The sequence below is a fragment of the Candidatus Villigracilis sp. genome, assembly GCF_057083605.1.
Window position 1 is genome coordinate 22,104 of sequence record NZ_JBXMTI010000033.1, and the last position, 26,933, is coordinate 49,036.

The following is a 26,933-nucleotide window of genomic DNA, read 5'->3' on the forward strand; positions in this document are numbered from 1 at the left end:
ATGAAATGAGCCGACCAAGTAATACCCTCAGTTCGAATCAAGATGACCGGCTGGCAGACTTCACAGATGGTGTGATCGAGGGGCAGGTGCAAAAAAGCGCCTCAAACGTGGACGAAGAACTGCTCCTGCTTGAGGAGACAGTCCAACGCTTGAAGACCGCTTACCCACCCATTGCATTGGACGAAGCGCGAGTGAAACAAATGCACGTTCGTCTGAAGAACCGTATAAAGCGTGAAGAACAGAAGAAAGAGCAGCCGTTTTGGAAACGATGGTTGGAAACCTTGCAAACCCGCCCGCAGGTGGGAGCGGCGGCAGGAATATTGGGCGCCTTGCTCATCTTCCTGATCCTATCACCATTGTTTTCAACAACCGGGTCATCCACCACTGCCACTGCGCAAACACCTCTGGGGGGAGTGTTGGTGATTGCAGGGCTGGCAGGGGTGATTTTGTTTATATTATGGATAAATCGCCGCAAATAAAATCGCATACATAACAGGGCGTAAAATTGGAATCAATTGATGGCAAGGAGGTTTTTATAGATACGAACATTTGCCAACTCTTATTGAAGAAAGACCAATTGATATAAAAACTAACAAGGAGAGAGTAATGAATAGTTCAACAAAGAAACCCAATTGGCAGCGAAGTATCTTCGTGCTGATTGCAGTGATAGCAGTCCTATCGATTCTGCTTTCCGCCTGCGGTTCTGCTCCAGGTTTGGAAGGCGGCGCCGGCGGTGGGGGCAAGCCGGATGACCCAGGTGGTCAGGGCGGTGGTGGCGGTAATGATGGTGACAATGGTCAGGGCGGTGGCGGCGGAGGCGGAGGCGGTAACTCTAACGATGCTGGTGGTGGGGGTGGCGGCAACCAGGGTGGCGGGGGTGGTAACACCGACCCGGGTGGCAGTGGTGTTGCTGGAAATACCAATGATCAGAACCCCGAGGGTGTAGATGTGCGTGGTTCCAAGAACGAATCCCTTGACCCGTGTTTAGATAACACCGAGAACCGACTTCCCTGTGGTCAGGGCGATCATGGCAAAGGCCACCCAGTCAATGGCAGTGCACATGCCAATTGCCGCGCTGCTCAAGGGGAAGTGGATCCGATTTGTGGGATCACACAAATTTTGTGTGATCCTGCAACTGACGCGAGTTGCGCACCTCCCTGCGATCCTGCAACTGACGCGAGTTGCGCGCCTCCCACTGAGCCTCCTACTTGCGACCCTGCAATTAACCCGATTTGTGCGCCTCCAATTACGGAAGTAAAAGCCAAGACACCTCCTGTGGCAGGCTCCTGCCCGAATTGGATCATGTTCCACTCCTTCCGCTCTGGCGATCTCGAAGTCTTCCGCCTGGATGGGCTCGAAGGTTTGGAAGGCATTGAGGCGATCAACCTGAGCAACAACATTTCAGTGGACTCCCGCCCCAGCCGCTCAGACAATGACGAATGGGTTGTGTTCCAGAGCACCCGTGACGGCAATGTGGAACTCTATCTGACCGACAGCATGGGCAAGTCACAATCTCGGCTGACTAATACTCAGTCCAACAACATCAATGCGATGTTCGGACCGGATAACCAGTCGGTGTTGTATCAGAGTGATCGAAACGGTAACTGGGATATCTTCCTGCTCAACAAGGATACCGGCGAAGAATTGCAGTTGACCTCTGATGTGGCAGACGATGTGAATCCCTTCTGGTCCCCGGATGCGAATTGGTTCACCTACTCCTCCAACCGCTCTGGTTCATGGAATGTCTACCTTTTCGACATCTCCACTGGTACCGAATATCAGGTGACATCTTTTGCTCAGGATGTGCTCTTCCCAAGCTGGTCGCCAAACGGCAAGCAACTGGCTTTCCTTATGAATATAGCTGGCACTTGGGATCTGGTCGTGTCCGACTTGCAGGGTCAATCCTTCCAGCAGATCTCGATCAGTGGCGACGCGGGCAATGCAACCTGGTCACCGGAAGGCAACCGTATCGCCTACCAGGTGACCACAGGTGACAACACCGACGTCTTCACCTACGACCTAACCACCAACACCGAATATCAGTTGACCGATTTCGGTGGGGTAGACTCAGCCCCGACCTGGAACTGCGGTGGTACGGACGTATCATTTACCTCCACCCGCACCGGCAACCCGGACATCTTCTCCACCTGGTGGCAGGGTGACAGTGATATCTATGAGATCACACTTGATCCTTCCACAGACAAGTGGTCACAATGGTCACCCTCCAAGGAACCTGGTTCCCGAGGCTACTAAGATAGTAAGATAGTGTGAAAAGGAGGCGGCAGGCAGAAATGCCTGTCGTCTCTTTTTATCGTTTTGTCATTTTTCTGGTCTTGCGGGGGCTCTATAGTTACGGTATGATTTCTCTTATGTTAATTTATACCGCTCTGGGCATCGCGTTTGTTATTCCTTTGTTGTTTTTGTACATCGTTAAGAAACGAGATCTGTTTGCCACCGGTAAATTTCACTTTGTGCTAACTACAATTGTGTGGGGGATAATTGCCTACCTGCTTGCAGCACAGGTCAACCCTGCCATCATCAATGCGGGATGGGCAACGCGACAGCAGGTGATACGCATTGTGGGGCCAACTGTGGAGGAATTACTAAAAAGCCTGATCTTGATCTATCTCGTTCAGCGTGCGGATTTTAATTATGTTGTAGACGGCGCGGTCTACGGTTTTGGTGCGGGGATCGGATTTGCAATTATTGAGAATTCTGAATATATTTTTGGCAACCCTGAGATTGCTGTCACGGTAGCATTGGCACGTGTATTTTCCACAAATCTTGTTCATGCAACAGGCAGCGGGGTGATCGGGGTGGCCCTTTCCATGAATCGGGCAGAACGCGGAGTGAAGGGCTTTTCCTGGTTATTGTTGGGCTACTCGTTTGCCATGTCTTTCCATATGATCTTTAATACATTGGTCAATGCTGGGACGGTTTTGATCTTTGCAATCATTATCGGTGTGGCTGGGTTCGGTTTGATCTTTGTTGCAATCCGAAGAGGATTGAATACCCAGAAAGAATGGCTGGCTGAAAAACTGGGTGACCTAAACCGCGTTACCAGGAATGAAGTAAAAGCATTAGACAAGATAGAGGAATTGGACGAGTTATTGAAACCTCTGGCGCTGCAGTTTGGAGACGAAAAAGCGGGGAAGGTCAAGACTATGCTTAGTAAACAGGCAGAGATCGGGATCAAGACAAAATTACTTGACTCTACCTTTAGCGAAAGCAAGAAACAAGAGATGAACGAAATTATCCGCAGCCTGCATGCCGAGATGGAAGTGCTGCGCACTGAGATCGGTTTTTATTGTATGTTATTCGTCCGCCAGGTATATCTGGCGCAGGATATGAATCTTTGGGGTTCGATCAATGCCCGTATCGCTGAATCAAGCACAGGTCAAAAGGGAGGCGGGCTTTGGGATCGTGCTACCAGCCGTGTACAGTCATCCAAGTCACAGGAAGATGATCAACCATGAGCCAAGAAGACATTCTTAGCCAATTAAAAAAGACAACCCTCTTTAGCGAACTCAACGATGAAGCGCTCGCAACGGTTGCGGAAAAAGCATCCACGCGAAAACTTGCAAAGGACGAAGTGCTGATCAGAAAAGGGGAGGCAGGTGATTCGCTTTTTCTTGTGCATTACGGTTGGATGAAGATCGTGACCGAGGACTCGAAAGGGGACGAGTTGATCATCAATAAATGCGGGCCCGGCGAAACCATCGGCGAGATGGCTCTGATCGATGGCGTTCCGCGCTCTGCTACGGTGATTGCCTTGGAAGATGCTGAAGTGCTGGAATTGAAACAGGATGTTTTTGAAGAAATTCTGGATAAACGCCCGGATGTTTCACTTTCGATCATTCGTAGTTATTCAAACCGCCTGCGTTTTTCTACCACGTATATTGAAAGAGCCATTGACTGGTCGCAAAAACTGGCCGAGGGTGATTATTCATTTATCGATCAGACCCAGCCAGGCATAAACAACACTGCCTCAGATGATGATAAGGCAACCCAGCTTCTGGCGGCATTCTTTACCATGGTGCGACGGGTGAAGGAACGTGAAGAAGGGCTGAAACAGCAATTGGAAAAGTTGAATTTTGAGATCGACCAGGCGCGCAGGAAGCAGGAATTTGAAGAGATCACAGGGACGGAATTTTACGCACAACTCAAAGAGCAGGCCAAGGCTTTGAGGCAGAGGCGATTGAAGGAATAGTGCTCAACACGTGATATCCTTTGGAGGCTCATGAAAGGCAAAATTGTTTCCATTCATTCTTTTCGAGGCGGGACGGGAAAATCAAACACCACTGCAAACCTGGCGGCGCAAGTGGCAATGGCTGGCAAGCGCGTCGGGGTTGTGGATACGGATATCCAATCTCCGGGTATTCATGTTTTGTTTGGCCTGGACGAAGCCAAAATGGGCAAGACCATGAACGATTATTTGCATGGCAAAGCTACGATCCGCGAGATCGGTTTTCCCATCGGCGAGCATAGCGCGGGGGCCGAAGGGCGCTCCAAGCTGGCCGGAAAGGATCTTTGGCTTTTTCCTTCCAGCATTCGCGGACGTGAGATCAGCCAGATATTGAAAGAAGGGATCGATTTCAACAAGCTGAATGAGGGATTGCAAAGCACCATCAAGGAATTTGATCTGGATTATCTTTTTATTGATACACACCCAGGTTTGAACGAAGAGACCTTGCTCTCGATAGCCACATCCGATATTTTGATCATCATTCTGCGTCCGGACAATCAGGACTTGCAGGGAACTTCAGTAACTGTGGATATAGCCCGCAGCCTGGATGTGCCGAACCTGATCCTGATGGTAAACAAAGCCCTGCCCAAATATGATTTTGTGGAACTCAAGAACGAAGTTCAAACTAAATTCAATGCACCGGTGGCCGGTGTTTTACCGCTTTCATTCGACCTGGCGGATAATGCCAGTAACGATCTTTTCTCCCTTCGTTTTCCAGACCATGACTGGTCGAAAGCTTTGCGCGAAGTGGCGCAGGCTGTTCTGGCTGTCAAATAGGAGCACACCATGAAATGCTGGCATTGTGAGGAGGCCGCACGTGCTTCCTGCTCTTTTTGTGGACGATTTGTCTGCAAGGATCATGCGGCAACCATGTCCACGTTTTTAACGATGTTCGTGGGCGCCAATAACACGCCTAAAGGTTTAGCGGTAGCAAATGTCATCTGGTGCGGTGAATGTGAGCCGCAGCCGGAACCGATCAGTATGCCTGAGTTGTACTGAGATTAGAAGAGGTTGCCATGCCTGGAGTCTTTGATCGGTTAAATAAGGAAATAGAAAACAAACAGCAGGAAGGCGGGATCACAGCTCTTGATCTTGTCGACTTGCCGCCAGCGCTGCGAAAGATCATGCGATTGATGCTGCGTGAGCTTCAATTGAACTACACTCAACTCTGTGAAACCATGGACGCGATGCCTGAGAAAGAGCGCCTCTCGCGTGATGACTTGAATGATGCGCTTTCAACATTGACCCAGCAATTCTGGCTGATCCGTATTGGGGAAGGTGAAAAAGCCATTTACAAAGTGAACCTGCGCCGCAAGGCGGGCAGCACACTGGCGGCAGGCATCTGGTCTTCTCTGGATTCGAAATTAAAAGACAAGCCTAAAGACACAGAATAAACTTAACAAAAAATGACGGCTTCCTGGAAACCGTCATTTTTTCATCTAATTTTTTGATTTTTGTTTTGCCAGTTCAAAAAGCGGCACGGGTAAGCTTTTACCCTTTAGCGAAAATTCCCCCAGCGGTTCACATTCATATTTAGACTCGACGGCTTTCCTCACGGCATCGGAGATAACGATCTGGTTTTTCTGGGCGCGGTTCATCAAACGCGCTGTAGTATTGACGGTATCTCCCAGTACATTGTATTCGCGGCGACCTCGAGGGTCACCAACTTCCGCCACGAATGTGGGGCCGGTGTGGATCCCGATCTGGCAAAAGATCTCAGGTTGCACATTTCCAATTGTCGGCGCTTTCAAGCTGATGTTTGTAATAACTTCGCGGATCGCAATGGCCGCAGAGGCGGCGCGCATCTCATCGTTTGTGTGGGCGGTTGGCACGCCAAAATAAATCACAATATCTGAACCTGAGAGGTGATAGGTAACTTTCTTCAACACCCCGCCGCGTGATTCCACAGCCGCATTGATCAACGAAAACGCCCTCGAATAACTGAGCGCCAGCTTTCTCTCTTCACCGGGTAATGCGCGGTCAGCCGATTCGGGCAGGCCAACAAAGTTAACGAACATGATAGTGGGTTGCGGGAAATCCGGGGGAATTTTTCTATCTGCGGCGCTTTCTACAAGCAGGGAAAGCACAGGTGCAGGAATAAAACTGGCAATTGGCTCAATGGAATTAAGCAGGCTCGTGATCTGTTGCATGACTTCACTCTTATCACGGTTGAATACAACACCGCTTGCCATGCGCCTGCCCAGTGGCGTGATCTCATACTCACCCAACTGGTCGTCGGTAAGATCATCGATTACAAGATGATATTCAGGTTCGCCATCTTCAAAACGGAAGTGGTCAACCACTCGTTCATAAGCCTTCTTTGACAGATTCACACGCTCGTTGCGGCCCTTACTTTCCGTCAGCTTCGCCTGCTGCACATCCTTACCTAGCAATACATGCTCCATGCGGCGCGGCGTTCCAATATCTGCTGTCAGGAACCTGCCGTAATGGATGCCAATTCGCATCTTTAGATTAACAATGCCCGAAGGGGTTTCGATCTCTGCAAATTCCTTCATGGCCCTTTGCATACGCAACCCGGCGCGCACCGCTCGCAGAGTATCATCGTTCTTGTCAGTTTTTGGGAACATCACCAGCAGTGCGTCGCCTGTAAATTCAACCAGATCTCCACCAGATTTGCTAATGACCGCGATCATCGCGGAAAAATATTTGGTTAACTGTTTCAGCAGGTCTTCCGCCCCCTCACGCCCCTTGGCCGCATTAGCTTCCATCAGTTTCGTGAAACCCGCCAGATCGGTGAACATCATCGTACCGTATTTCCATTCGGGCTTTACGTCCCCTGGTTTCAATGAACTGACATCGATCTGCCGTGAAGTGTAATCATGCAAAATCCGTTGCAATGTCCGCAAATGTTTGTGGACTTCAATCATAATATCCACTGACGGATTGCCCCACATTGCGGCATACATTTCAGCCGGAAGTAAATATCGCAGACGGCTTTCAATTGTGGTGAGTGGCGACTCAGGGAGCATAAAACGTATTATACTTGAAACAAGAGTGAGATTACCGCATTTGCGGAATCATAAATTAATTCAGAGGAGATGAATGAAAATGAAACACACGCGCCTTCTTTTATTAAGTCTATTATTGATCGCTGGCTTGTTGCTGGCGGCCTGCGGCGGGGGAGCAGCTACAGAAGCAGCACCACTGCCGATAGAAGAAGCGGCAACCAGTGCACCTGCAGCCACTGCCTCCGTCGCTTCCAGTTCGGACCTGATACTTGATCCTGCCAATGCAACGGGTGACAACGCCCTGGCCGCTGTCGGCTACCTGTACGAAGGGCTGGTACGCCTTGAGGGTGATGCTGCGGTTGGCGTCATCGCCGAATCCTTTACCGTTTCTGAAGACGGCCTGGACTATATCTTCAACCTGCGCCCCGGTGTAACCTTCCATGACGGCTCCACCTTGAATGCAGATGCTGTGGTTGCGAACTTCAACCGCTGGTTTGACCCCAACGATGCCAATCGCGGTTCCGGTGAATTTGCCGCATGGGCCGAAAACTTTGGCGGCTTCAAAGGCGAGGTTACTGATGACGGGAAAGCCAAGTCCATTTATGACGGCATTGAAAAAGTGAACGACTTCACCGTACTGGTTCACTTGAATACAGCGGATGTGGATTTCCCGACCAAGCTTTCCAACCCGGCTTTCTCCATCGTCAGCCCCAACGCTTTCAGTGCAGGAGATGGTGGTACTGGGCCCTACAAATTTGCGTCACTCAGCGGTTCAACCGTAACCCTTGAGCCCTTCGCAGGTTATTGGGACGCTACAGCCATCCCCAGCGAAAACATGGATGTAACTTTAGACTAGCTTCACAATGAAATAATCAAAAAAGCCAGCCCGGTAAGGGCTGGCTTTTTTGATTCACTAAACTACATCCGTCATTGCGATGGCGCTCTTGCCCGACACTTGCGCTGCACTGCGTTTGTTGCAGTGTAGGTGAGCAATCCTATGTTATTGAGGGAGATTGCTTCGCCACCAAAGCACAGGAGCAGTGGCTCGCACTGACGAAGTTTGGTGTCGATATCAATAATGTTTATTGCCCAGTCCATGTTGGTTCACCGTCGTATGCCACGGTGGATGTGAGACGGATGAATTCGTTGGTTGGCACGACGACTAAATAAAGCTCCATGTCTCCGGCGGACTGAGCTTGGAACGCAAGCCTTGCGCCTTCAGGTGACCAGGCCGGGGTTCCGCGGGGATCAATGCCCTGGGAAAATAATTGTACGATGCTTCCATCGCTAATATTGAAAACGTTTATCCCATACCCTGCGCTTTGCTTGGCATTGGCGGCCACCCATAAACCATCTGGTGACCAGACTGGTGAGCCGTATTCTGATGGGGCGTTGGTGAGGCAGCGCTGATTAAGGCCGTCGCGGCCGATCAGGCACAGGTTGGAGAGTTCGCCGGTAGAGGTTTTGAATGCGATCAAGCTTCCGTCTGGCGACCAGGCTGGGGCGGAGTCAGGAGCGGAGTTTGTCGTCAAAGTGGAAACGGCACCGTTAGTTGTCAGCAATAAAATATCCGAGTTGCCGAAGCGGTTGCTTACAAATGCAATCTCATTGGTGACGGGCGACCAGACGGGGTTGCTATCGCCAGCAGGATCGTTGGTGAGGCGGATTTGATTTGAGCCATCTACATTGGCAATGTAAATTTCGAGGTTGCCATCGCGGAACGATTCGAAAACCAGTTGCTGTCCATCTGGAGACCAGGACGGAGCCGCATCCCTTTCGGCTGTATCAGTGACGCGCTTCACGGCGAGTGTATTGAGATCGAGAATATAAATATCCATGTTCTCATCAACAGTGGAGACAAACGCCACGCGCGTTCCATCCGGGGAAACGATCGGGCTGATATCATCTGTAGTTGAGGCTGAGTTTGTCAGCCGGGTTTGTTCAACGCCATCGGGAGTTGTGCTGTATAAACTCATTTGACCATCTCTGTTGGATACAAAGACGATATGCCCGAAGGCATCTGGGATGGGTGTGAGGGCGGGTTCCCCGGTTGGGGATGTTTGGCCCGGGTCGGTGGCAACAGCTTCTTCTGTGCCGAGACCGCCAGCACCTTCGAGGCCAGTTGTGGGACCACATGCGCTTAATATGCCGGCAACAATAAGCAATGCCATACTGGCGATCAATTTGTAAAGTTTGTTGTAATTTGGTTTCATATTTTCCTTGTCTCTATAAAGTTAAGATTTTGCATTACGCCAGATGAAGCCATAGTCGTACTGACCTTTAAGCATCTCACCGTGTTCAAAACGCATGGGGTTAAAACCTGATATATCAACTGTCTTGGATTTTCCATCGAGGATAAGTTCGCTGACGCACAACCCAATGGCAGGGGAAAGTTTGAAGCCAGTGCCGCTAAAGCCGGTGACAAGGTAATACCCTTCGGGGCCTGCCGCGCCGATCACTGCTCGTTGATCTGGAGTTAGGCCATCTCTTCCAACATGAGAGGAGTGCAACGATCCCTCTATCATGGCGGGGATGCGCATACAAATACGATCTATGGCGCGTTCTACGAAATCCTTGGCAACGTAGCCGAGGTCTGCTTCGGGTGATTCGCCGATGCGGCTGTCATCTTCAAGGGCGATCAAGGTCAGGCCGCCTGAATCAGGCCGAAAGTACATGCCGAGCGAACTGTCTATCACTGTCAGATGTTCGTCAAGATGAGCAGGGCGGCGCACGTGAACTACATCATGAGTCCAGGTATCCAATGGGATATGCACTCCAACCATCTCGCTGACTTTACCAGCCCATGCTCCGGCAGCATTGATAATGATGGGGGCGGAGAAATTACCGCGTGTGGTTTGCACACCGGTTATCCCGCCTGATGTGACATCAATGCTGGTCACTTCGCAATCCTGCATATAGTCAGCTCCACCCTCTTTTGCACCGGTTAAAAATGAATTCGCGGTGAGCGTTGCATCTGCATAACCTGACTCTGGCTCATATGCCGCGAATTCAATATCATCTGTTGTAAAGGACGGAGAAAGTTTTTTTACATCGTCCCCTGTGATAACTTCGGTGGGAATTCCCAATTTCTTCTGCATTTCTACATTGCCGCGTAATTGATTTAAATGATGGGCTGGTTCGATATGCAAAAAGCCTGTGCGGCGGAATCCGCACTCGCCGCCGACGCGCTCATTCCAATTTCGGAAATATTGAAAGCTTTCCCAGGCAAGTTGCGATTCCACTTGCAGGTCGTAATGCATACGCACGAGTCCGCTGGAACTGCCTGTAGCGCCAAACCCTACCTGCTTGCGCTCCAAAATAATCGGTTTTATACCTCGTTTTGTGAGGTGAAATGCAATACTTGTGCCCATCACGCCCGCCCCGATCACGATTGCATCATAATTTTTCGGCATATAGTTTCCTTCAAGGTTATATGATTTGGGTGCAATAGCCATACGCGTGCCCTTGTAACCTTAGTGGCAAATTTACGCCCAAAAGGGTTTTTTTAGGAGATGAAACGATATTACACTTTTGAAAGCTGAGTTGAAGCTTAAATTACCCCCGTTCGTTCTATTTATTGTCTCTAGACCTCATTTGTGTTGCCTTACTTTTCAGATCCTTAAAGAATTGTGAATCTGTGATCTCCGCCACTTGATGGGCCCGGCGCGTTTCATCGATCTCAATTTTAAGTTTGGCGATCTCCTGGCGCAGAGAAGCCTCGCGGATATATCCATCCAGCGCGGCAGTTGCCAGCAAGACCAGCGCCTCCAGTACATCATCATCAGCAAAGGGCACGATCTCACCAGTTTCCATATCCTTTGCGTTGATCAGTTGCAGCACGCCGATCACATGTCCTTCTTTATTATCCAGAGGGATGGTGAGGAAGGATTTGGAACGATATTTTGTACGAACATCAAAGGATTTTGTGCCAGAAAAATCAAACCCCTCGGCTTGGTACGCATCGGCGATATTGATGCGCTTGCGAGTTAAAGCGGCGTGCGAGGCTACATTGGCGCGGTTTTCACTTCCATCTTCATTGTGCAACCGCACCGGATAAAAAGGGATATCGTTTCCGCTTGTGCCACCCATATCCAGGTTGAGCGATGTGTTTCGCAGGATCACAAATTTCAGCGCATCATTTTCCAATAGATATAACGTGCCGGCGTCCGCATGTGTAACAGACTGCGCCTCCACCACCAGGGTTTCCAGCAGGCGGTTAAAATCTTTTTCTGCAGAAAGTGAAACACCAATGGGGATCACTTTTCTCAACAGGCGTAATTGATTATCACGGAACGTTACACTGCGCGCCATTGCATCCAACATTCGCGCCAATTGACCCAGGTCACCGGGGTCTTGGGCGAGGTCACTTAATAGATCGGGCGTATATTCCCCGTTTTCCACTGCGCGTACAGCGTGGATGATCCGTTTAAGTGGGGAAGTGGAACTGATCATTGTAAGGTTAGACATGTTATAGCCTGTTGCGAAAGAGTATACCAAAAAATACGCATGTCCCCATAAAACTTTGAGATATACTACCCTCATGTCACAAAAAAAAATTGGATACTTTGGCGGCACGTTTGACCCGCCACATATCGGGCATCTCATCCTTGCCAGTGAAGCCGCTTATCAATTCAACCTCTCCCGCCTGCTTTGGGTGCTTACACCAGACCCTCCACATAAACAGGAACAGCCCATCACTCCGCTCAAGCACCGCCTGCCGATGCTGCAAAGTATGGTTGCTGATAACCCAACCTTTGAAATTTCACATCTTGAAATTGACCGCCCCGGGCCGCACTATGCCATAGACACGGTTAGATTGATCGCCGAACAGGAACCCTCAGCCGACATCATCCTTTTGATCGGCGGCGATTCACTGAGGGACTTACCCACCTGGCGCTTCAGTTCGGACCTGGTAGCTGCTGTTTCCAAAATCGGCGTGATGCGCCGCCCCGGCGACTTAAGCAACCTCTCCGAGTTGGAGGAAAAAGTTCCAGGTATTGCGGAAAAGCTGGTTTTCATTAATGCGCTTTTACAGCCCGTCTCCTCGCGTGAGTTGCGCCGCCGAATTGCTGAGGAAGAAGTGTATCGATATTATGTCCCTCCATCAGTGTACAAATACATTGAATCGCATCATCTGTATCGTGGGAAATAACAACAAACATGTCACTATTCCTTGATTCCATCTTTTCATCCATTGCCCTCAGCCACTTCATGGTGGATACGTTCAACGCCAGCCGACCTGTTTTGCTAACCTATCTTGGCTTAAGCGAATCACAAATCGCTTTATTTTCTACAATTTATATCTGGGCCTCTGCGCTGACACAGCCCTTCTTCGGTTGGATCTCAGATCGCGCAGGTCCACGTTGGCTGGCGGCTGGCGGCGTGCTATGGATGACGGTCTTTTATTCTGCGGCCTTGTTTCTACCTGGTAACGTTGGCTTGGGATGTTTGATCATCGCGGCGCTGGGGTCCTCCGCGTTTCATCCGGTTGGTGCTGTCCAAGCCACCTTACGCGGACGTGACCTCCTGGCGGGGCGTGAAGCCACTTCTACCTCACTCTTTTTTACGGCAGGTCAGCTTGGGCATTTTATCGGCCCAATTATTACGGGTTTTATCCTGGCCTCTTATAAAGTTCCCGGTATGTTCATTGTGCCGATCGTTTCCATTCCAGTTGGCTTTACATTGTTTTACCAATTGCGCGCCAACCATCCACATCCGAGGCCTGCACAAACAGTTCATTCAAATCGCACACAGGCTGGCCTCGTGTTCATTATTGTGCTGGCATTGGTGGCGGCTCTGCAGTCATGGGCGCAGGCAAATATGGTGAATCTCATTCCCAAATATATTAAAGATTTGGGGCAGAGTGCAACAGTCTATGGCAGCATGGCGGGGCTGTTCATGGGCGGTTCTGCTTTGGGAAATGTTTTCGGCGGATACTTTGGTGATCGTTATAGCAAACGCTTCATCGCTGCCTTTGTTTTATTTCTGGCATCCATCCCCATCTACCTTGTCAGCATCATCGGGTGGTCACCTTGGTTATATGTGCTTATCCCTCTTGCGGGCGCATTCACCGGTGCGGTGCACAGCATTATGGTAGTCTTCGCCCAGCGGATCATCCCCGGTGGGATGGCCCTGGCATCCGGGTTGATATTAGGATTTATCTTTTCTTCTGGCGCGCTGGGCTTGCTTTATACCGGTCACTTGGCGGAATTATACGGCTTTCCATTTGTATTGACTTTAACAATGGGCATGGTCCTGCTTGCGTCACCTCTGGCATTGTTTTTGAAGGAACCAGCGATATCCTCAATTGGTTGATCGAATCATTACTGACGACAAGAAAGAGTCTATTCATCAACAGACTCTTTCTTGTTACTTGTTACCTACTCACCTTACCGCTCATGCACACATAACTCCGAAGGAGTGAAATGATTATAGACATAAAGCAAAGATGGATTCAAACCCCGAAGGGGTGACATGGCTTTGCTAAAAAACAATGACATCCCTTCGGGATTTGATGCTGGTTTGGGCAATTTCCTATAATCTTGCCATCCCTTCGGGATTGAATCTGCGTACGGTAAGTTGCTTATTCTTTTACGCATTCAAATGATACGTATGGTAGCTATTCTGGCAGGGATTTCCCCATGCGATGTGCATTTCACGTGAGGTTAAGTCAATGACCAAGGCATTGATCGTCTTTTCTCGGTCGAGCGGGTCAAGCCCTTCTATATTGTGGTTGCAGATCGAGTTCGGAATGTTGACGTGATCCTTTTGAATGGCTTGCAAACTTTTAATGGAATGTTTTTCATTCTGGCGGAGCAGGCGTGAGGCGCGGAAGTAACGTACACGCGATGAGAGCAGTTCTTCGGGGTCTTTTTCGATCTGCTTCATTTGTGGGTCGATGTAATGGTTTGTGTGAACCATGTAGCCATCATTTGCATACAGGATTTCAAATTTACGAGACGAGACTTCTATCGAATAGATCTCTCCGCTTTCGTGGATCAGCAAATGATTGTAACCTGCTGCGCGATGCTGGATGAGGGTGCGCCCGATTGCGCCGGACATGCGGCGGGATGCGAGAACAGCCCGTGCCACAACGAGGCGAGGAATGCCAATGCGTGAATCACTGGGGTATACCGAGTCAATTAGTTGGGCAATGCCATAAGCGTTGAATCCGACATTGGGCAGGAGCCCGCCATAGGTCATGGCAAGAAACGGGGGTTCCTTGTCAGGTTTGGCAGAGATGATAAGTACATCGCCTTCATCTTCTGGAATCCAATCTTCGTTATGCGCCGCGAGCACGTGACCATCCGCTGTGCGCTCATCATTGACCGCCATGCTGGTGCAGCGGGTGAGGTGCAGCGCATCCATGGTGACGGCTTCCATCGCATTGAGCACCATGATGTCGTCAAATGGAATATTTGCACCTTCGGCAATGCCGCGCAGTTCATCCACATATTGTGGATATTGCTCTTCCGCAAAAGGCAGGTATTTGCGCGCTTGTATTTTCGCGCCATCCCAGGTGAGTTCAAGAGTATCATATGCGGCATCGATCAGGATACGCGCGTTGGCTATGCTGTTTTGGACTTGGACACGCGCGGCTTCGCCGATCTGACGTCCCATCTCGCGGTGTGAACCGGAGATTTCAATTAAGGGTGGGGGTGTATTGTGAATTTGGGTATCTGGGATTTCGTGCTTTAACATAAACTTCCTCCAAAAAATAAAACCGCCTCAGAATATCTCTGAGGCGGGCAGATTATATCATGTGAGCATGTTCGTCATTGCGAACCCCGAGCCGTAAACGGCGAGTGGGTAAAGCAATCCCCAATTCACATGAGATTGCTTCGGCGGAATTACATCGCCTCGCAATGACGAGAGAATTATATTTTTCTTATGAAGTGGGAGGCACTTCCACCGGTTGACTGATCGTGCCGGGTACATTGCGTGTGCCGAACCATGTCATTCCAACGCATCCAATGGCAGCCAAGGTGACTAGCAAGGATGGCAGCCAGCCGACACAGGGGATCATGTCTAAAAATCCGACTACGAGCATGAGCATAAAGGTGCCGAACCCTGTAGCGAGAACGGGAGCCCAGGTCTGGTTGATGGCTTTTGTAAAGCGATCACCAACTTCCTGCCCCAGCGCAACCATGCCGAACAACCATGCCAGCGGGATGACCAATGCCACGATCAAGGCAATTGGAATGAGGATGATGGTAACGGTCATGATGACGATTGCAATGGGGACGATGATGAATGCCAGCAGACCATAACCTCCAGCCATCAAGGGCTGATGAACGATGGCATCGCCAGCCCGTTCCAATTGGGGTTGCAGGAAAAGCGTAAGCAGCATACCGACGAGCGCTACCAATACCGCCTGCCCAAACTTGCCTGCCACATTCCAAAACGGATTCACATCGATGTTGAAGTCAGGTGTATTCGGCACATTGGGCGTGTTTGGCACGTTGGGAACATTAGGTGCATTTGGAACTTCTGGCACATTGATCACAGGTGGGGCGTTGTTTGTGATGGTTCCAGTTATTTCTGCGCCTGGTTCCTTATCCACACTTCCGCCGATGGTGGCAATGTCTCCATCCACCACGGCAGTTTCTGCCAGCGAAGCCTGACCTCCGACGATGACAACATCACCATCTATAGTGCCGGTGATTATCAGGTTTCCACCGATCAAAGCGACATCACCATTAACGTCCCCATTGATCGTAACATTCCCTCCGACCAGGGCAATATCTCCATTCACGATGGCATCTTCTTCGATCACTGCATTGCCGCCGACCACAGCCAGGCTTCCATCCAGTGTGTCTCCGCTTTCCAATGTGTAGTTTTGCCCAAATAACAATACATCTTCACCCGGGCCTTGTGCCAACACCGTACTGGATGGCATGATCAGCAATGCCAGCAGAAGGATAATGCGAATTAAACTCGTTTTCATTTTCATACAGTTACTCCTTGCGGCTTGTGTGAAAACCGCCAGATTGATACAACCCATATAAGACCCAACCCTGCCAATGCAGAAAGCATCACCATCCATATATAAGGTGGGATAAAGCTTGGAACCATGCGCGCCAATACCCTTAAGATTTCACTAAAAGCCTGCAGGGATGTGAACACAAATAGAAAATAGCCGACGGAGGCCGTCAACCACTCGATGGGAGATGAAACAAAAGCGTAAATGTAGGGAGCCGCAAACCAGCCGAGCAGCCCCACTCCGCTTATGATCAACACGATGAGACCCCACAATCTGCGGCGGCGCTCCGCGATCTTTTGTACAGCCAGCCGCTGTTGGAAGCGCAATGCAAAACCTTTCGCGGGCTCAACCACGCGCGCAGAGCGTAATGCCAGCCCCGTTTCTGCCAGCGCAGTGCAATGAACGCAGCTCCGCAGGTGCGAGTCAAGCTCACGCTTCTCGGTTGTGCTTAAATATTTATCGTCCAACAGCCATGTTTCAAAAGGCTGGTGATTCATGATGCCTCCTTTCCATTTCGGCGACCAGGTCTTCTTCCTGTTCCTGCCATAAACCTGCCAGTTCCTTGCGTGCACGGTGCAGGCGGCTCTTCACCGCGCTCACCGTCAAACGCAAAGATTCAGCAATCTCAATTTCTGAATAGTCATACCAATATCTCATAATGATCGCGGCGCGGTCAGTGTTATCAAGGTCTTTGAGCAGGGAATGCACCCGGTCACGAGTCTGCCCTTTGATGGATTCGGCTTCGGGGTTGGGTGAATCGGGGTCAGGCAATTCAAAGGTGTTGCCATCCTCATCCTCCGTATCCATCGAAAACATTGAGAATTTTCTGCGTCGCAGTCTGTCAATACAATAATGCGCCGCAATCGAAAGCAGCCAGGTCGCGAACGGACGTTTCTGATCGTAGCGGTGCAGGTGCTGGTAGGCACGTAAAAAGGTTTCCTGTGCGGCATCTTCTGCCAACTCAGGCTCGCCCAACATGCGGTAGCACAGGTTGAAAACCGGGGTCTGATAGGTCTCGACCAAGCGGGTAAACGCTTCGTCATCACCTTGTTGCGCCTGGGAAACCCAGGTCTGTTCTTCGTTCACGCTGCTCCTTGATGAGACTTTCTACATCCTTTACGCAGGAAATTAGGGAAGGTTGCACGACTCTGGAGTCGACCAGCTTGCTGGTCGGTTTTGCAGGAGCAAGCTCCTGCACTCCAGAGTTAATGAACATGCCCACCCCCGCTTCCCACTGGACCGAGAACCTGCTCCCATTTCCCAAGCGACTCGGCCCTTTGAGTGATAAAGATCGCGATGGCCGTTGTGAGCGGCACAGCGGCAATCAACCCCAATGAGCCGACCAATGTCCGCACCACTTCTTCAGCGATAAAGGAAAAATTGATGATGTAACCATAGTCACCATGCCCAAGCGAGAACATTAATAACATGGGCAGCGAGGCTCCTGCGTAGGCTAAAACTAACGTGTTAACAGTAGCCGCTACATGATCCTGCCCGATGCGCATGGCAGAGTTGTAGAGTCCGCGAAAGCCGAAAGATGGATTCGCATGATGCAGTTCAAACACAGCCGAGGCCTGAGTCGTCACGAGGTCATCCAGCACACCGAGTGCACCAATGATCATACCGCCGAGCAGTAATCCGCGCAGGTTGATCGGGGACTCCATCAACTGCATTAGGAACATCACGTTTTCATCACCCGTCCCATTTAACTTTGCGAAGACTACGAACAATCCTGAAAGAGCGCCTGTCAATAACAGGACCAGCATCATGCTGATGACTGCTGCGTGAGTCTTCAAAGTCCAGCCGTAGGTGAGGTAGAGTGACACAGCCAAAAGAATGATCGAGCCGATGATGCTCACACGCAAAGGGTCTTCGCCGACCAGAATGTGTGGGATGATGTAACCGATGATGATGTACAAGCTGAAGGCCATGCTCAATAATGCGCGCAAGCCCTTCCAACTGCTGATGAGGATGATAGCAATTGCAAAGATGGCGGTCAGCCAGAGGATCGGCGTGGTGCGGACGTAATCTGCAAAATAGGCGTTGACCACATTGTCCGGCGTCTTGCTGATGGAGACCAAAATTCTGTCGCCTGGTTCCAACAGATAATCATCCGAACGGATCTGACGTTTGCCATAATCGATTTCCATGGGAATACCAGCGTACTGACCTTCAAGAATGTTCACGCGCGCGATTTGATACGTTTGTAAATTCCCTCCCAGATCAATTTCACCTTCTTCGATAATTTGCAGTACCTCTGCCCGGACGGTATCCGCGCCAAAGGTGGAGAACCCCTCGCCGGGCAATTGCACCTGGGTGAGTGCTGTGTAAATCAAAACCCCAATGAGCAATAGAAAAGGAAAGAGCCATGATCTGTTTTTCATGGCTCTGATTATAAACGGACGACGGACAATGGACGATTGACCATAATCTGGCTCATTGGGAATCGCCGTAACAAACCAGCATATATGGCGGCGTGGTGTAGGTCAAATTGCCAATTTGACCTACGGCTGGCGGCATATCACAGCAAACCCCAAAGAGCCCATAACCTATCGTCCATTGTCAATTGTCTATCGCCCATACGGATACCAATAACTCTTATCCTCCATATTGAAATCCCAATGGACGTGTTTGGTCTCGCGGAACTCATCGAGGCCTTCCTCGCCAAGTTCACGCGCGCCGCCGGAGTACTTCATCCCGCCAAAGGGACCTGCATAATTGTCTGTGAGCGGATCGTTGATCCAGATCGTGCCTGCTTTGACGTCATCGAAGAATTGTTTGATCTTCTTTGGATCATTCGAAATCAAGACTGCGCCTAAACCGTATTGGCAATCATTTGTCAATTTAACAGCTTCATCGAAGGTAGTGTATTCCATGATTGGTACTGCGGGACCGAAAGTTTCCTCGCGCATGATGACCATGCTATGGTCAACGCCAGACAAAACGGTTGGCTCGTGGAAAAATCCCTTGGCTAAATTTTTCGGCCTTCCACCGCCAGTTAAAATCTTTGCGCCGTGTGCGCGGGCATCTTCGATATGTTTCTCGAACTTCGCGCGGAAGGTATCGCCGATCATCGGTCCCATATCGGTTGTTGACTCAAGCCCCGACCCAAGCCTGAGGGTTTTGACATGTTCCACAATGGCCTCAGTGAATCTCGCTGCACCTCTTCTTGGGATGTAAACCCGCTCCGTGCTTGTGCAAACCTGCCCGGCGTTGATCAGCGCCGCATACGCCACAGCCTTTGCCGCGATCTCGGGGTCTGCATCCTCTGCAATGACAGTGGCATCCTTGCCGCCCAATTCGAGATGAAGTTTCTTCATCATCGGTGCGCCAATGGATGCGATTCTTTGCCCCGTTGCCAGACTGCCCGTGAATGCGATCACCGGCACATCAGAGTGTTTGACCAATGGTTCGCCTGTTTCAAGCCCATAACCAGTGACCACATTGACCACGCCAGCAGGCAAATGATCAAAACAATGTTCAGCAAGATACAGCGCCGTGAGCGGAGTCATCTCCGAGGGCTTGATGACGACTGTATTCCCGGCTGCCAGGGCGGGCGCAAGCTTCCATGCCAGCAGGAGCAGTGGATAATTCCACGGCACGATACAACCCACCACGCCATAAGGTTCTTTGATAATAAAGTTAAATTGCGATGACTCGCCCGAAGCCAGCACACTCCCGCGATGATGACGTCCCAGTTCGGCATAATAACGAAAAGTGTTGATGACCCACTCAACTTCCTCTTCATTTTCAGAAAGAGGCTTGCCTTCTTCCAAAGTCAGCAAATGGACAATTTTTTCGCGATGTTCATGGACTTTATTTGCCACCTCATGCAGGTGGCTGGCACGTTCATTTGCCCCCATCTTCCTCCAGGCATCAAAAACAGACTTCGCAGCCTGCACTGCCGCTTCAATATCCTCCGCCGTCCCACGCGGGACAGAGTCAATGATCTCCTCTGTAGCAGGGTTTTGAACCTGGATTTCTTCCTTCGCATTTCCGTTCGTGAACTTGCCGTTGATTAACATGAGTTTCATAGGTGCTCCTCCTTTGTCATATTGGGAATTTTCCAATCATATCATGCAGATAAAACCCAAAAATGAAAGTAATAGCCTTGTACTTTCAAAAAGCCTTTATGCTACAATGATTCAAATTGCCTGATTTCATCGTATGGAAAGGGACATCCATGAAACGAATCTCTCACCTTCTTCTTTTATCCATTTTTCTTGCTTCATGTGTCAATGTTGCGACCCCCGCGCCAACTTCGATTATCACATTTACTTCTGTGCCTTCAAGTACGCCCACTGCAATTCCCGCCACCCCAACCGCGACAGAGGATCCCCTAAAAAACGCACCAGAGGGGACGACACATGTAGTAAATGGCGTCCCGCTTATGGACGCCAAAGACGGTTATACCTATATGTGGGATGAATTATTGCATTCTTGGGTTCGATATTTAATTAAAGATTATTTTGCGTATGACAGGCCGAGCTCTAACACAATACCCATAGATGTTCGAATCAAATTGGGTACTCCCGGTTCAGAAAAAATCAAAGCACTGAAACATAAAGATGCTACGAGTTTCGAGGATAAAAGTTTTGTACCGGATGAGTTAACAAAATGGTTAATGGAACGATTTAATTTATCATTTGAAAATCTTACTTCACAGCTTGAATCAAGTGATGGCATTGATTTTGATTTCTTTTTTAATAATGAACCAATGACCGGTAATTTTGGAACAGACAGTGGTATACAGGTGACAATTGTTAGCGCACAGGAATTAAAGGAATTGGATGCACAGCATAAAGCAGTCTCAGTGCAGGGAATCATGGGCATGATATATTACACCATTGATGGCGTGAACGATGAGGGAACTGTGTTATTCCGAATAGCACATGAGCTTCCGTTAGACAAGTTGTTAGTAAATGCACCAAATGGTGACCGCGAACATGAATTTCGAACGCTTGTAGTATTACCATTGGCAAATTTATTAGTTCCTGATGCTGATCAGTTTAAGGTATATAACTTGACTTTAGGTGATATTCTTGCTGCGCGAACTGGATTAGATAGGCAAGATGGAAACCCAGATCTACAAATACTCATTGGACCATAGTTATTGATTACTTTCTTCTTATATATTTGAATACGTGTTTGTTTTGAGATACGTTAGTATATGAATGGAAACACGACGATAGACACAACGGCCTGGACTGTAGGCTATGGCGAATCCATCATTGTATTAGTAAATGGAAACCTCAAGATATAACCTTAGGTTTATCTTCTTACTTCTTACTTTCCCTCATCCTCCGGCATCTGCGATTCTTCGATTAGATCCTTGGGCGTCGCCGCGCCACAACTGGGGCAGATAAATTTATGTTCAACAGGCGTATAAGACCGCGAACAAAACGGACAGGTAATCGGCATGGGTTCCTTAGGAACTTCTTTGACTACTTCCTTTGTCACCTCGCGGGTTTCCACGCGAGTTCTGCCGCTACCAACAAATATGTTTCCGCCTGAATGGTACGAGCCGCCTCCAGATGAAGAGCTTGATGATGACTTATTTGCCAATGCGCCACCGATCAAACCGCCGCCCAATCCGCTTTTATTTTGGACTGAAGGTTTCGCAGAGCCTGATAATTTCGATGAGGATTTTGATGATGATCTGCTTGATGATTTACTCGACCCGCCTTTCATGTTCCCCAATACAAGGAACAGCACAGCTATGATCACAACCGCCGCAAGGGTCACAAACACAATGATCGCGGTCAAGCGAATGGCGCGCGGGATGTTATATAGTTCATATCCATAGCTGAAGAGGAATACGCCGCCCACATAAAACGGAGCAAGGATCAGGCACAGGATTATTCCCAATTCCTGAGAGATGCTTTCTTCAAGAAAAGTTTGATAGCCAATAAAAATGATCAGCGCCAGTGTGGCCAGCGCGATCAATCCGCCGGGGATGAGGATGTGTAGCGGCTTGCCGGGCTTTTCATCGTCGTGATCGTACTCGTAAACTTCATGCGTTTTTGCACGCATCTGACGTGCTTTATATTCCGATTGCACCATAAGATTTCTCCTTTCCCTCACCCTAGCCCTCTCCCTTTGGGAGAGGGGACTCCCTTCCCCTTCGGGGGAAGGGTTGGGGATGAGGGGTTACTTACTCAAATCCTTTGAAAGCGACTCCATCTGTGCCAGGATCGCGGCAACCTGTCCGCTGGAAACGTTGACGCGGTACATGTGCGTAAATCCGTCACCGAGCATTATTTTAACTGTACGCCAGGAAGCCAGTTGAGGTTGTATCTCACCTTCGGGTAAAAGCTCCACGGCCTGGGCCCATTGCGGATGAGTCTTCTCATAGTCGCCGAGCAGGTCGCGGGTCGAAGCGCGAAGCGGAAAGAGGTGAGTAGTCTCCACCCAGCGCGCATCTTGTTCATTATCCAGCAGCCAGCGGACGAATAACCATGACGCGAGTTGCTCCTCATCGGTTGATTCCAAAATAACATAGGAGGAACCATACACCGCAAGCACGCCATTATTCCCAGCGGGGCCGGGGAAGGGGATCACTTTCCATTTGTCAGGGTTGCTGGAGCTTGCGAACGTGCGTGTGACAACTGGAAGATCGTGAAGGTTGGCGGTGATGAACAAAGCCTCGCGAGTGACAAATGCAGTGATGGGATCCACGTTTGCTCTTTGCCACGCGCAACTTGATTCGGAAAGCTCACGCAGATATTTGAATGCATCGATATTGTCCGGCGCGAGGAATCGGTAATTATCTTCCTCCAATACACCGCCGCCAAATGCCAGCAGCCATGCGTAAGCCGTCATCGGCTCGGTATTCACCAACCAGCCGCCCAGAGAATCATTTTCTGCAAACTGATCGGAAAGCATCGACTTTTGCGAGCCGCAGGATTGTTTCCGAAAATCTTCTGATGTAAGCGGCGCCGATTTAAAACCAAGCTTGCCGGCCGAAGTCTCATTCCAAAGTAAAAATTGCGCATTGCGCTGCGCAGGGACTGCCACACGTGCCTCGCCTGCCAGGTCCTGATTCCAAAATACGAAAGGAATATCATCGGAGTTGATCCCGTATTTCGGGTCATCAACATAATCGGTCAGATCGGTCACCACGCCATCTGCATACCAACCCTGCGCATGTTCGGGCAATGCGATCACAAGATCGGGCCTTTCCTCGGTTGGCAGGGATGCGGTTACAGATTCATAAAGCTGCGAAAAGTTAACTTGATTTTGCAGCTTTACTTTGATGCCCCATTCATTTTGCGTATTGAAGTCGTTGACGAATGAATCGAACAGATCTGACTCGATGCCATACCATGGAGTCCAGACTTCGATCTCCAATCCGTTCAACGCCTCTTCCTGGACCTCAAGCCTGCTGACCGTTTCGAGGACTGCTTCTTCGGTTGGAGTTTTTTCCGCCTTTTGTGTGGGAGATGACTCTGCCAGGGCTGTGGCATCCACTCCACTACATGCAGTTAAGATGATGGAAGCGATAAAGAATAGTGAGAGTATTTTTTTCATGGAGCAAGTGTCATAAAGGGGACTGGCATGAATACCAAAATGAAGACGATGACCATCGTATAAGCAACCAGTTTTCGGGTAGGGTCGAGCGTGGTGATCTGATCCAATGGCTGTGCGTTGACTCGTCCCAGCCAGAAAAGCAGGAAGGCCCACAGCCACCATCCGCTCCAAAAGATGCCGAGAACAACCAGCAGACCAATGATGAATGGAAACGCCTTTCGCGCTTTATCGCCCAGCAAACCATAAATGACATGCCCGCCATCCAGTGTGCCCGCGGGAATCAAGTTCAACGCGGTGACGAGGATGCCTGCCCAACCCGCAAAGGCTATCGGATGAATAAACACATCCAGACCGCCAAATGGAACGGGGCGGCCTGTGAAAAAATATTGAAGCCAATATAAACCACTTTGCGGCTCAATTGGTGCAGGGAGCAACTTCCCGAAGGTGACAAATTTTGCAAAGAGATAAAGAAGCGAATTACCTTCGAGGAAGCTGTTCGGGTTTGGGTCGATGGTTCCTAATGTTGAAAGTGACAATCCATAGAACAAAACAGGAATGGCAACGACCAACCCCGCAATGGGGCCTGCGATACCTATATCAAAAAGGATACGTTTGTTCTTCGGGATGCCGCGCATGATGATCGCTGCGCCCATTGTGCCAAGCGGACTGAATGGAAATGGAATAAAGTAAGGCAGGGTGGCGGGCGTCTTGTGATAGCGGCTCATGAAGTAATGCCCCAGTTCATGCGCCACTAAAATTCCAAGCAGGCTTAATGCAAAAGGCCAGCCCGTGAAAATACTTTTTGCAAGCATCAATAGTTGCCCCATAAAATCATTTGGCATGGGCCCTTCTGGTTGCGCACCAGCCAGCATGACACTGAAAACCGTTAAAACAAAGAGGATGATGTTCGTGGAAACTTTATCTTTTGGGGGTTCGGGTTGTTTCGGGGCAAGGTATATTACCTGGCGTTCCTCTTCTAATCTAAAGAGGGGTGTGATGTTGTATTGGCTCAATGATTCGACCAGTAGGTCGTATGCTTCTGCGGAATCTTCGCCAAGCAATTCGCCACGGTAGCGCAGTATGAATCCCTTATGCGGGTCTTCGCTGGTTACATCGTCAACGCGAAACACGCGTGAGACAAGTTTTGTAAATACATCAGCATCAGGATAAGACATGGTTCTCCTTGTAAGAAACCCTAAGAAATTGTCTGAAAAGTAGGGACACAGCGAGTCAATTCAAGATTTTGGACGTAAATCGTTTCGCTGCGTCCCTACAAATCCATATCTACAGAGTATCGCATAATTTGGTAAACAAAAACTTCGATTTTCCTTCGTAATTCTCAACGAAAAGTTTACTTAATTATGAGACGAGCGATAAAGTTGAGATTTCAGACAGCCTCTTAGGGTTTGCGATAAATGAAGCGGGAGTGGATGGGAGTCGAACCCACCGCGACCCGCAACGCGACCCGCCACAGGTTTTGAAGACCAGGAAGCCCACCGGGACCTAACCACTCCCATTCGCAAGGATACACGAGACGATGAGGATTGGCAAGTGAACCTTTCTCTTTATTGCTGCATGTTATTTCTTTTTGATTTCAGCCAGCTCGATCAAGTTCATGGCGGGGTCATAAAACATAACCCAGCGCGTTCCTTCATCCTCTTCCACGCCAAAAGGAAGTTCAACATGATTCGCCTCCAGGCGCTGGATCGCTGAGTCCAGGCTATCCACGGAAAAGGCTACACATGGAAAGCGATGGGCGGATTCCTGCAAAGACTTTCCCTGGATGATGGTCAGGTAAATTCCACCCAGATCAAAATGCGGACGGTCATGATGCAATACTAGAGGCAGGCCGATCACATCGCGATAGAAATGTGCGGTCTGGGCTACATCTTCAGCCCAGAGAGTGATCACGAACAATTGAGGTTTCATTTTATTCTCCTTGTGTTTGAATTTATCATCAATGTCTTGCAGACATTGATGGAACACAAAAATAAAAGCGCTGACTGGAAAAGTCAGCGGAGCTACTGAAGATGTGGCATCATGGTCGCCATCTAAAAACAAAACCACTCTTTTGGCAGAGTGGTTACTTACTATGGTCGGGGCGAGAGGATTCGCATCGTCCCCCTGTGGAGAAACCTACGTCTATTGTCTTTTGTAAGTTTTGTCGGGGCGAGAGGATTCGAACCTCCGACCTCTTGCTCCCAAAGCAAGCGCGCTAGCCGGACTGCGCCACGCCCCGATCAAATGAACTGGCCGAGTATAATGCGAAGGATGAGTACCCGTCAAGCGATTCTATTCATCACTTATGTTACGCTTCTTTTTTCACTTTCAGCCTGTTCCACCACAAATGACAGCATTCCCACTCAAACAGCAACCCCGCTGCCAACTGCCACGCTGACTTTCACCCCTAGTCCCATTCCACCCACGCCTACATCCACCCCATTGACCTGTCTTACCCAACCTGGCAACCTCAAACAGGATGCCATCTCCCGCACTGATCCACCGCAGGAATTCATCATCTATCTACCACCTTGCTATCAGGAACAGGTCGACACAAGATATCCAGTCCTTTATTTGCTCCATGGTCAAACTTACGCACAAGATCAGTGGGTGAGGTTGGGTGCGCCAGGTATTGCAGATCAACTCATTCACTCAGGGCAGGCCATTCCATTCATTATCGTCTTCCCGGATGACCATTATTGGAATTCACAGGTGGGGTCTGGTTTTGGGGATCGATTAATCATAGACATGATCCCGTATGTGGACGAGAATTACCGCACCGTGTCAGATCGTGACCATCGCTCCCTCGGCGGTCTCTCTCGCGGCGGGGGGTGGGTGGTACAGCTTGGCTTCGAACATCCTGAATTGTTTGGCTCCCTCGGTTTGCATTCCCCCGCAATTTTCAAAGATAATGCCCCTTATATTGAGAAGATCATTAAGAACATTCCAGAAGAAAACCATCCACGCCTATGGCTGGATGTGGGTGATGCAGACCGGGAATTGGCAAGCGTGCTGGATTTTGAAGAGATGTTGACTCGAAATAATTACATCCATGAATACTATTTTTATCAGGGCGATCATTCGGAATCCTATTGGAGCCTGCATGTGGAGGAATATCTGCGTTGGTATGCACAGGCATGGCAGGAAGAAGCAGTGGTGCAGTAAGATATAATTTTTCACTACTATATACCCGTCATTGCGAGGA

General features: G+C 49.6%; 25 protein-coding genes and 2 tRNA genes. 11 read left to right on the forward strand and 16 right to left on the reverse strand.

What is annotated here, in order from left to right:
• Nucleotides 1-5: 5 nt before the first annotated feature.
• From AC14M5_RS05125 to AC14M5_RS05150, 6 genes are all read left to right on the forward strand, one after another.
• A complete protein-coding gene (locus AC14M5_RS05125) occupies nucleotides 6-479 on the forward strand; it encodes a hypothetical protein (protein WP_484028565.1) in 474 nt (157 codons plus the stop codon).
• A gap of 127 nt (nucleotides 480-606) precedes the next feature.
• Nucleotides 607-2,253, forward strand: a complete 1,647-nt coding sequence (locus AC14M5_RS05130) for a TolB family protein (protein ID WP_484028566.1) — start codon at nucleotides 607-609, stop codon at nucleotides 2,251-2,253.
• Nucleotides 2,254-2,369: 116 nt separating this feature from the next.
• On the forward strand, nucleotides 2,370-3,476 hold the full coding sequence (locus tag AC14M5_RS05135; RefSeq protein WP_484028567.1) for a PrsW family intramembrane metalloprotease: 1,107 nt from the start codon (nucleotides 2,370-2,372) through the stop codon (nucleotides 3,474-3,476).
• The gene (locus AC14M5_RS05140; RefSeq protein ID WP_484028568.1) at nucleotides 3,473-4,210 is read left to right on the forward strand and encodes a Crp/Fnr family transcriptional regulator; all 738 of its coding nucleotides are present in this window, start codon (nucleotides 3,473-3,475) and stop codon (nucleotides 4,208-4,210) included. Before AC14M5_RS05135 ends, AC14M5_RS05140 begins: the two co-directional genes overlap by 4 nt.
• A gap of 30 nt (nucleotides 4,211-4,240) precedes the next feature.
• Nucleotides 4,241-5,023 (forward strand): MinD/ParA family ATP-binding protein, encoded by a 783-nt coding sequence (locus tag AC14M5_RS05145; RefSeq protein WP_484028569.1) that lies wholly within the window; start codon nucleotides 4,241-4,243, stop codon nucleotides 5,021-5,023.
• A gap of 239 nt (nucleotides 5,024-5,262) precedes the next feature.
• Nucleotides 5,263-5,640 (forward strand): hypothetical protein, encoded by a 378-nt coding sequence (locus tag AC14M5_RS05150; protein WP_484028570.1) that lies wholly within the window; start codon nucleotides 5,263-5,265, stop codon nucleotides 5,638-5,640.
• A gap of 45 nt (nucleotides 5,641-5,685) precedes the next feature.
• On the opposite strand, the gene AC14M5_RS05155 is transcribed toward AC14M5_RS05150, so the two are convergent.
• On the reverse strand, nucleotides 5,686-7,236 hold the full coding sequence (locus AC14M5_RS05155; protein WP_484028571.1) for an adenylate/guanylate cyclase domain-containing protein: 1,551 nt from the start codon (nucleotides 7,234-7,236) through the stop codon (nucleotides 5,686-5,688).
• A 73-nt stretch (nucleotides 7,237-7,309) separates the two neighbouring features.
• On the opposite strand from AC14M5_RS05155, the gene AC14M5_RS05160 reads away from it, so the two are divergent.
• Nucleotides 7,310-8,071, forward strand: coding sequence for an ABC transporter substrate-binding protein (locus AC14M5_RS05160; protein ID WP_484028572.1), 762 nt, complete (start codon nucleotides 7,310-7,312; stop codon nucleotides 8,069-8,071).
• Between the two features lie 226 nt (nucleotides 8,072-8,297).
• On the opposite strand, the gene AC14M5_RS05165 is transcribed toward AC14M5_RS05160, so the two are convergent.
• The 3 genes from AC14M5_RS05165 to AC14M5_RS05175 form a co-directional block, all read right to left on the reverse strand.
• Nucleotides 8,298-9,428: a TolB family protein gene (locus AC14M5_RS05165; protein WP_484028573.1), complete on the reverse strand. Its 1,131-nt coding sequence runs from the start codon at nucleotides 9,426-9,428 to the stop codon at nucleotides 8,298-8,300.
• A 21-nt stretch (nucleotides 9,429-9,449) separates the two neighbouring features.
• Nucleotides 9,450-10,628 carry an NAD(P)/FAD-dependent oxidoreductase gene (locus tag AC14M5_RS05170; RefSeq protein WP_484028574.1) on the reverse strand — a complete coding sequence of 393 codons (1,179 nt, stop codon included), beginning with the start codon at nucleotides 10,626-10,628 and terminating at the stop codon, nucleotides 9,450-9,452.
• A 157-nt stretch (nucleotides 10,629-10,785) separates the two neighbouring features.
• On the reverse strand, nucleotides 10,786-11,682 hold the full coding sequence (locus AC14M5_RS05175) for a GAF domain-containing protein (protein WP_484028575.1): 897 nt from the start codon (nucleotides 11,680-11,682) through the stop codon (nucleotides 10,786-10,788).
• Nucleotides 11,683-11,755: 73 nt separating this feature from the next.
• On the opposite strand from AC14M5_RS05175, the gene nadD reads away from it, so the two are divergent.
• Nucleotides 11,756-12,367, forward strand: a complete 612-nt coding sequence (gene nadD / locus AC14M5_RS05180) for a nicotinate-nucleotide adenylyltransferase (RefSeq protein WP_484028576.1) — start codon at nucleotides 11,756-11,758, stop codon at nucleotides 12,365-12,367.
• A gap of 8 nt (nucleotides 12,368-12,375) precedes the next feature.
• Nucleotides 12,376-13,530, forward strand: coding sequence for an MFS transporter (locus AC14M5_RS05185; RefSeq protein ID WP_484028577.1), 1,155 nt, complete (start codon nucleotides 12,376-12,378; stop codon nucleotides 13,528-13,530).
• 276 nt (nucleotides 13,531-13,806) lie between these two features.
• Here the strand turns inward: AC14M5_RS05185 and AC14M5_RS05190 are convergent, their stop codons facing one another.
• The 6 genes from AC14M5_RS05190 to AC14M5_RS05215 all read right to left on the reverse strand — a co-directional run bounded on the left by AC14M5_RS05190 (nucleotide 13,807) and on the right by AC14M5_RS05215 (nucleotide 20,232).
• A complete protein-coding gene (locus AC14M5_RS05190) occupies nucleotides 13,807-14,916 on the reverse strand; it encodes a C45 family autoproteolytic acyltransferase/hydrolase (RefSeq protein WP_484028578.1) in 1,110 nt (369 codons plus the stop codon).
• Between the two features lie 187 nt (nucleotides 14,917-15,103).
• On the reverse strand, nucleotides 15,104-16,168 hold the full coding sequence (locus AC14M5_RS05195; protein ID WP_484028579.1) for a bactofilin family protein: 1,065 nt from the start codon (nucleotides 16,166-16,168) through the stop codon (nucleotides 15,104-15,106).
• A complete protein-coding gene (locus AC14M5_RS05200) occupies nucleotides 16,165-16,695 on the reverse strand; it encodes an anti-sigma factor family protein (RefSeq protein WP_484028580.1) in 531 nt (176 codons plus the stop codon). The genes AC14M5_RS05195 and AC14M5_RS05200 overlap by 4 nt, the downstream gene beginning before the upstream one ends.
• The gene (locus AC14M5_RS05205) at nucleotides 16,676-17,284 is read right to left on the reverse strand and encodes an RNA polymerase sigma factor (protein ID WP_484028581.1); all 609 of its coding nucleotides are present in this window, start codon (nucleotides 17,282-17,284) and stop codon (nucleotides 16,676-16,678) included. The genes AC14M5_RS05200 and AC14M5_RS05205 overlap by 20 nt, the downstream gene beginning before the upstream one ends.
• A gap of 119 nt (nucleotides 17,285-17,403) precedes the next feature.
• On the reverse strand, nucleotides 17,404-18,582 hold the full coding sequence (locus AC14M5_RS05210; protein ID WP_484028582.1) for a YibE/F family protein: 1,179 nt from the start codon (nucleotides 18,580-18,582) through the stop codon (nucleotides 17,404-17,406).
• A 186-nt stretch (nucleotides 18,583-18,768) separates the two neighbouring features.
• On the reverse strand, nucleotides 18,769-20,232 hold the full coding sequence (locus AC14M5_RS05215; protein ID WP_484028583.1) for an aldehyde dehydrogenase family protein: 1,464 nt from the start codon (nucleotides 20,230-20,232) through the stop codon (nucleotides 18,769-18,771).
• Nucleotides 20,233-20,381: 149 nt separating this feature from the next.
• Here AC14M5_RS05215 and AC14M5_RS05220 point away from each other — a divergent pair, with 149 nt between their 5' ends.
• On the forward strand, nucleotides 20,382-21,308 hold the full coding sequence (locus AC14M5_RS05220) for a hypothetical protein (RefSeq protein WP_484028584.1): 927 nt from the start codon (nucleotides 20,382-20,384) through the stop codon (nucleotides 21,306-21,308).
• Between the two features lie 176 nt (nucleotides 21,309-21,484).
• Here AC14M5_RS05220 and AC14M5_RS05225 read toward each other — a convergent pair whose 3' ends face one another.
• From AC14M5_RS05225 to AC14M5_RS05250, 6 genes are all read right to left on the reverse strand, one after another.
• Nucleotides 21,485-22,261, reverse strand: coding sequence for a hypothetical protein (locus AC14M5_RS05225; RefSeq protein ID WP_484028585.1), 777 nt, complete (start codon nucleotides 22,259-22,261; stop codon nucleotides 21,485-21,487).
• An 87-nt stretch (nucleotides 22,262-22,348) separates the two neighbouring features.
• On the reverse strand, nucleotides 22,349-23,728 hold the full coding sequence (locus AC14M5_RS05230; RefSeq protein ID WP_484028586.1) for an extracellular solute-binding protein: 1,380 nt from the start codon (nucleotides 23,726-23,728) through the stop codon (nucleotides 22,349-22,351).
• Nucleotides 23,725-24,903, reverse strand: coding sequence for a site-2 protease family protein (locus AC14M5_RS05235; protein ID WP_484028587.1), 1,179 nt, complete (start codon nucleotides 24,901-24,903; stop codon nucleotides 23,725-23,727). Before AC14M5_RS05235 ends, AC14M5_RS05230 begins: the two co-directional genes overlap by 4 nt.
• 244 nt (nucleotides 24,904-25,147) lie before the next feature.
• Nucleotides 25,148-25,243: transfer RNA gene (locus AC14M5_RS05240), tRNA-Sec, on the reverse strand.
• Between the two features lie 63 nt (nucleotides 25,244-25,306).
• Nucleotides 25,307-25,657 carry a VOC family protein gene (locus AC14M5_RS05245; protein ID WP_484028588.1) on the reverse strand — a complete coding sequence of 117 codons (351 nt, stop codon included), beginning with the start codon at nucleotides 25,655-25,657 and terminating at the stop codon, nucleotides 25,307-25,309.
• 235 nt (nucleotides 25,658-25,892) lie between these two features.
• Nucleotides 25,893-25,967: transfer RNA gene (locus AC14M5_RS05250), tRNA-Pro, on the reverse strand.
• 32 nt (nucleotides 25,968-25,999) lie between these two features.
• On the opposite strand from AC14M5_RS05250, the gene AC14M5_RS05255 reads away from it, so the two are divergent.
• Nucleotides 26,000-26,893, forward strand: coding sequence for an alpha/beta hydrolase (locus tag AC14M5_RS05255; protein ID WP_484028589.1), 894 nt, complete (start codon nucleotides 26,000-26,002; stop codon nucleotides 26,891-26,893).
• Nucleotides 26,894-26,933: the final 40 nt, after the last annotated feature.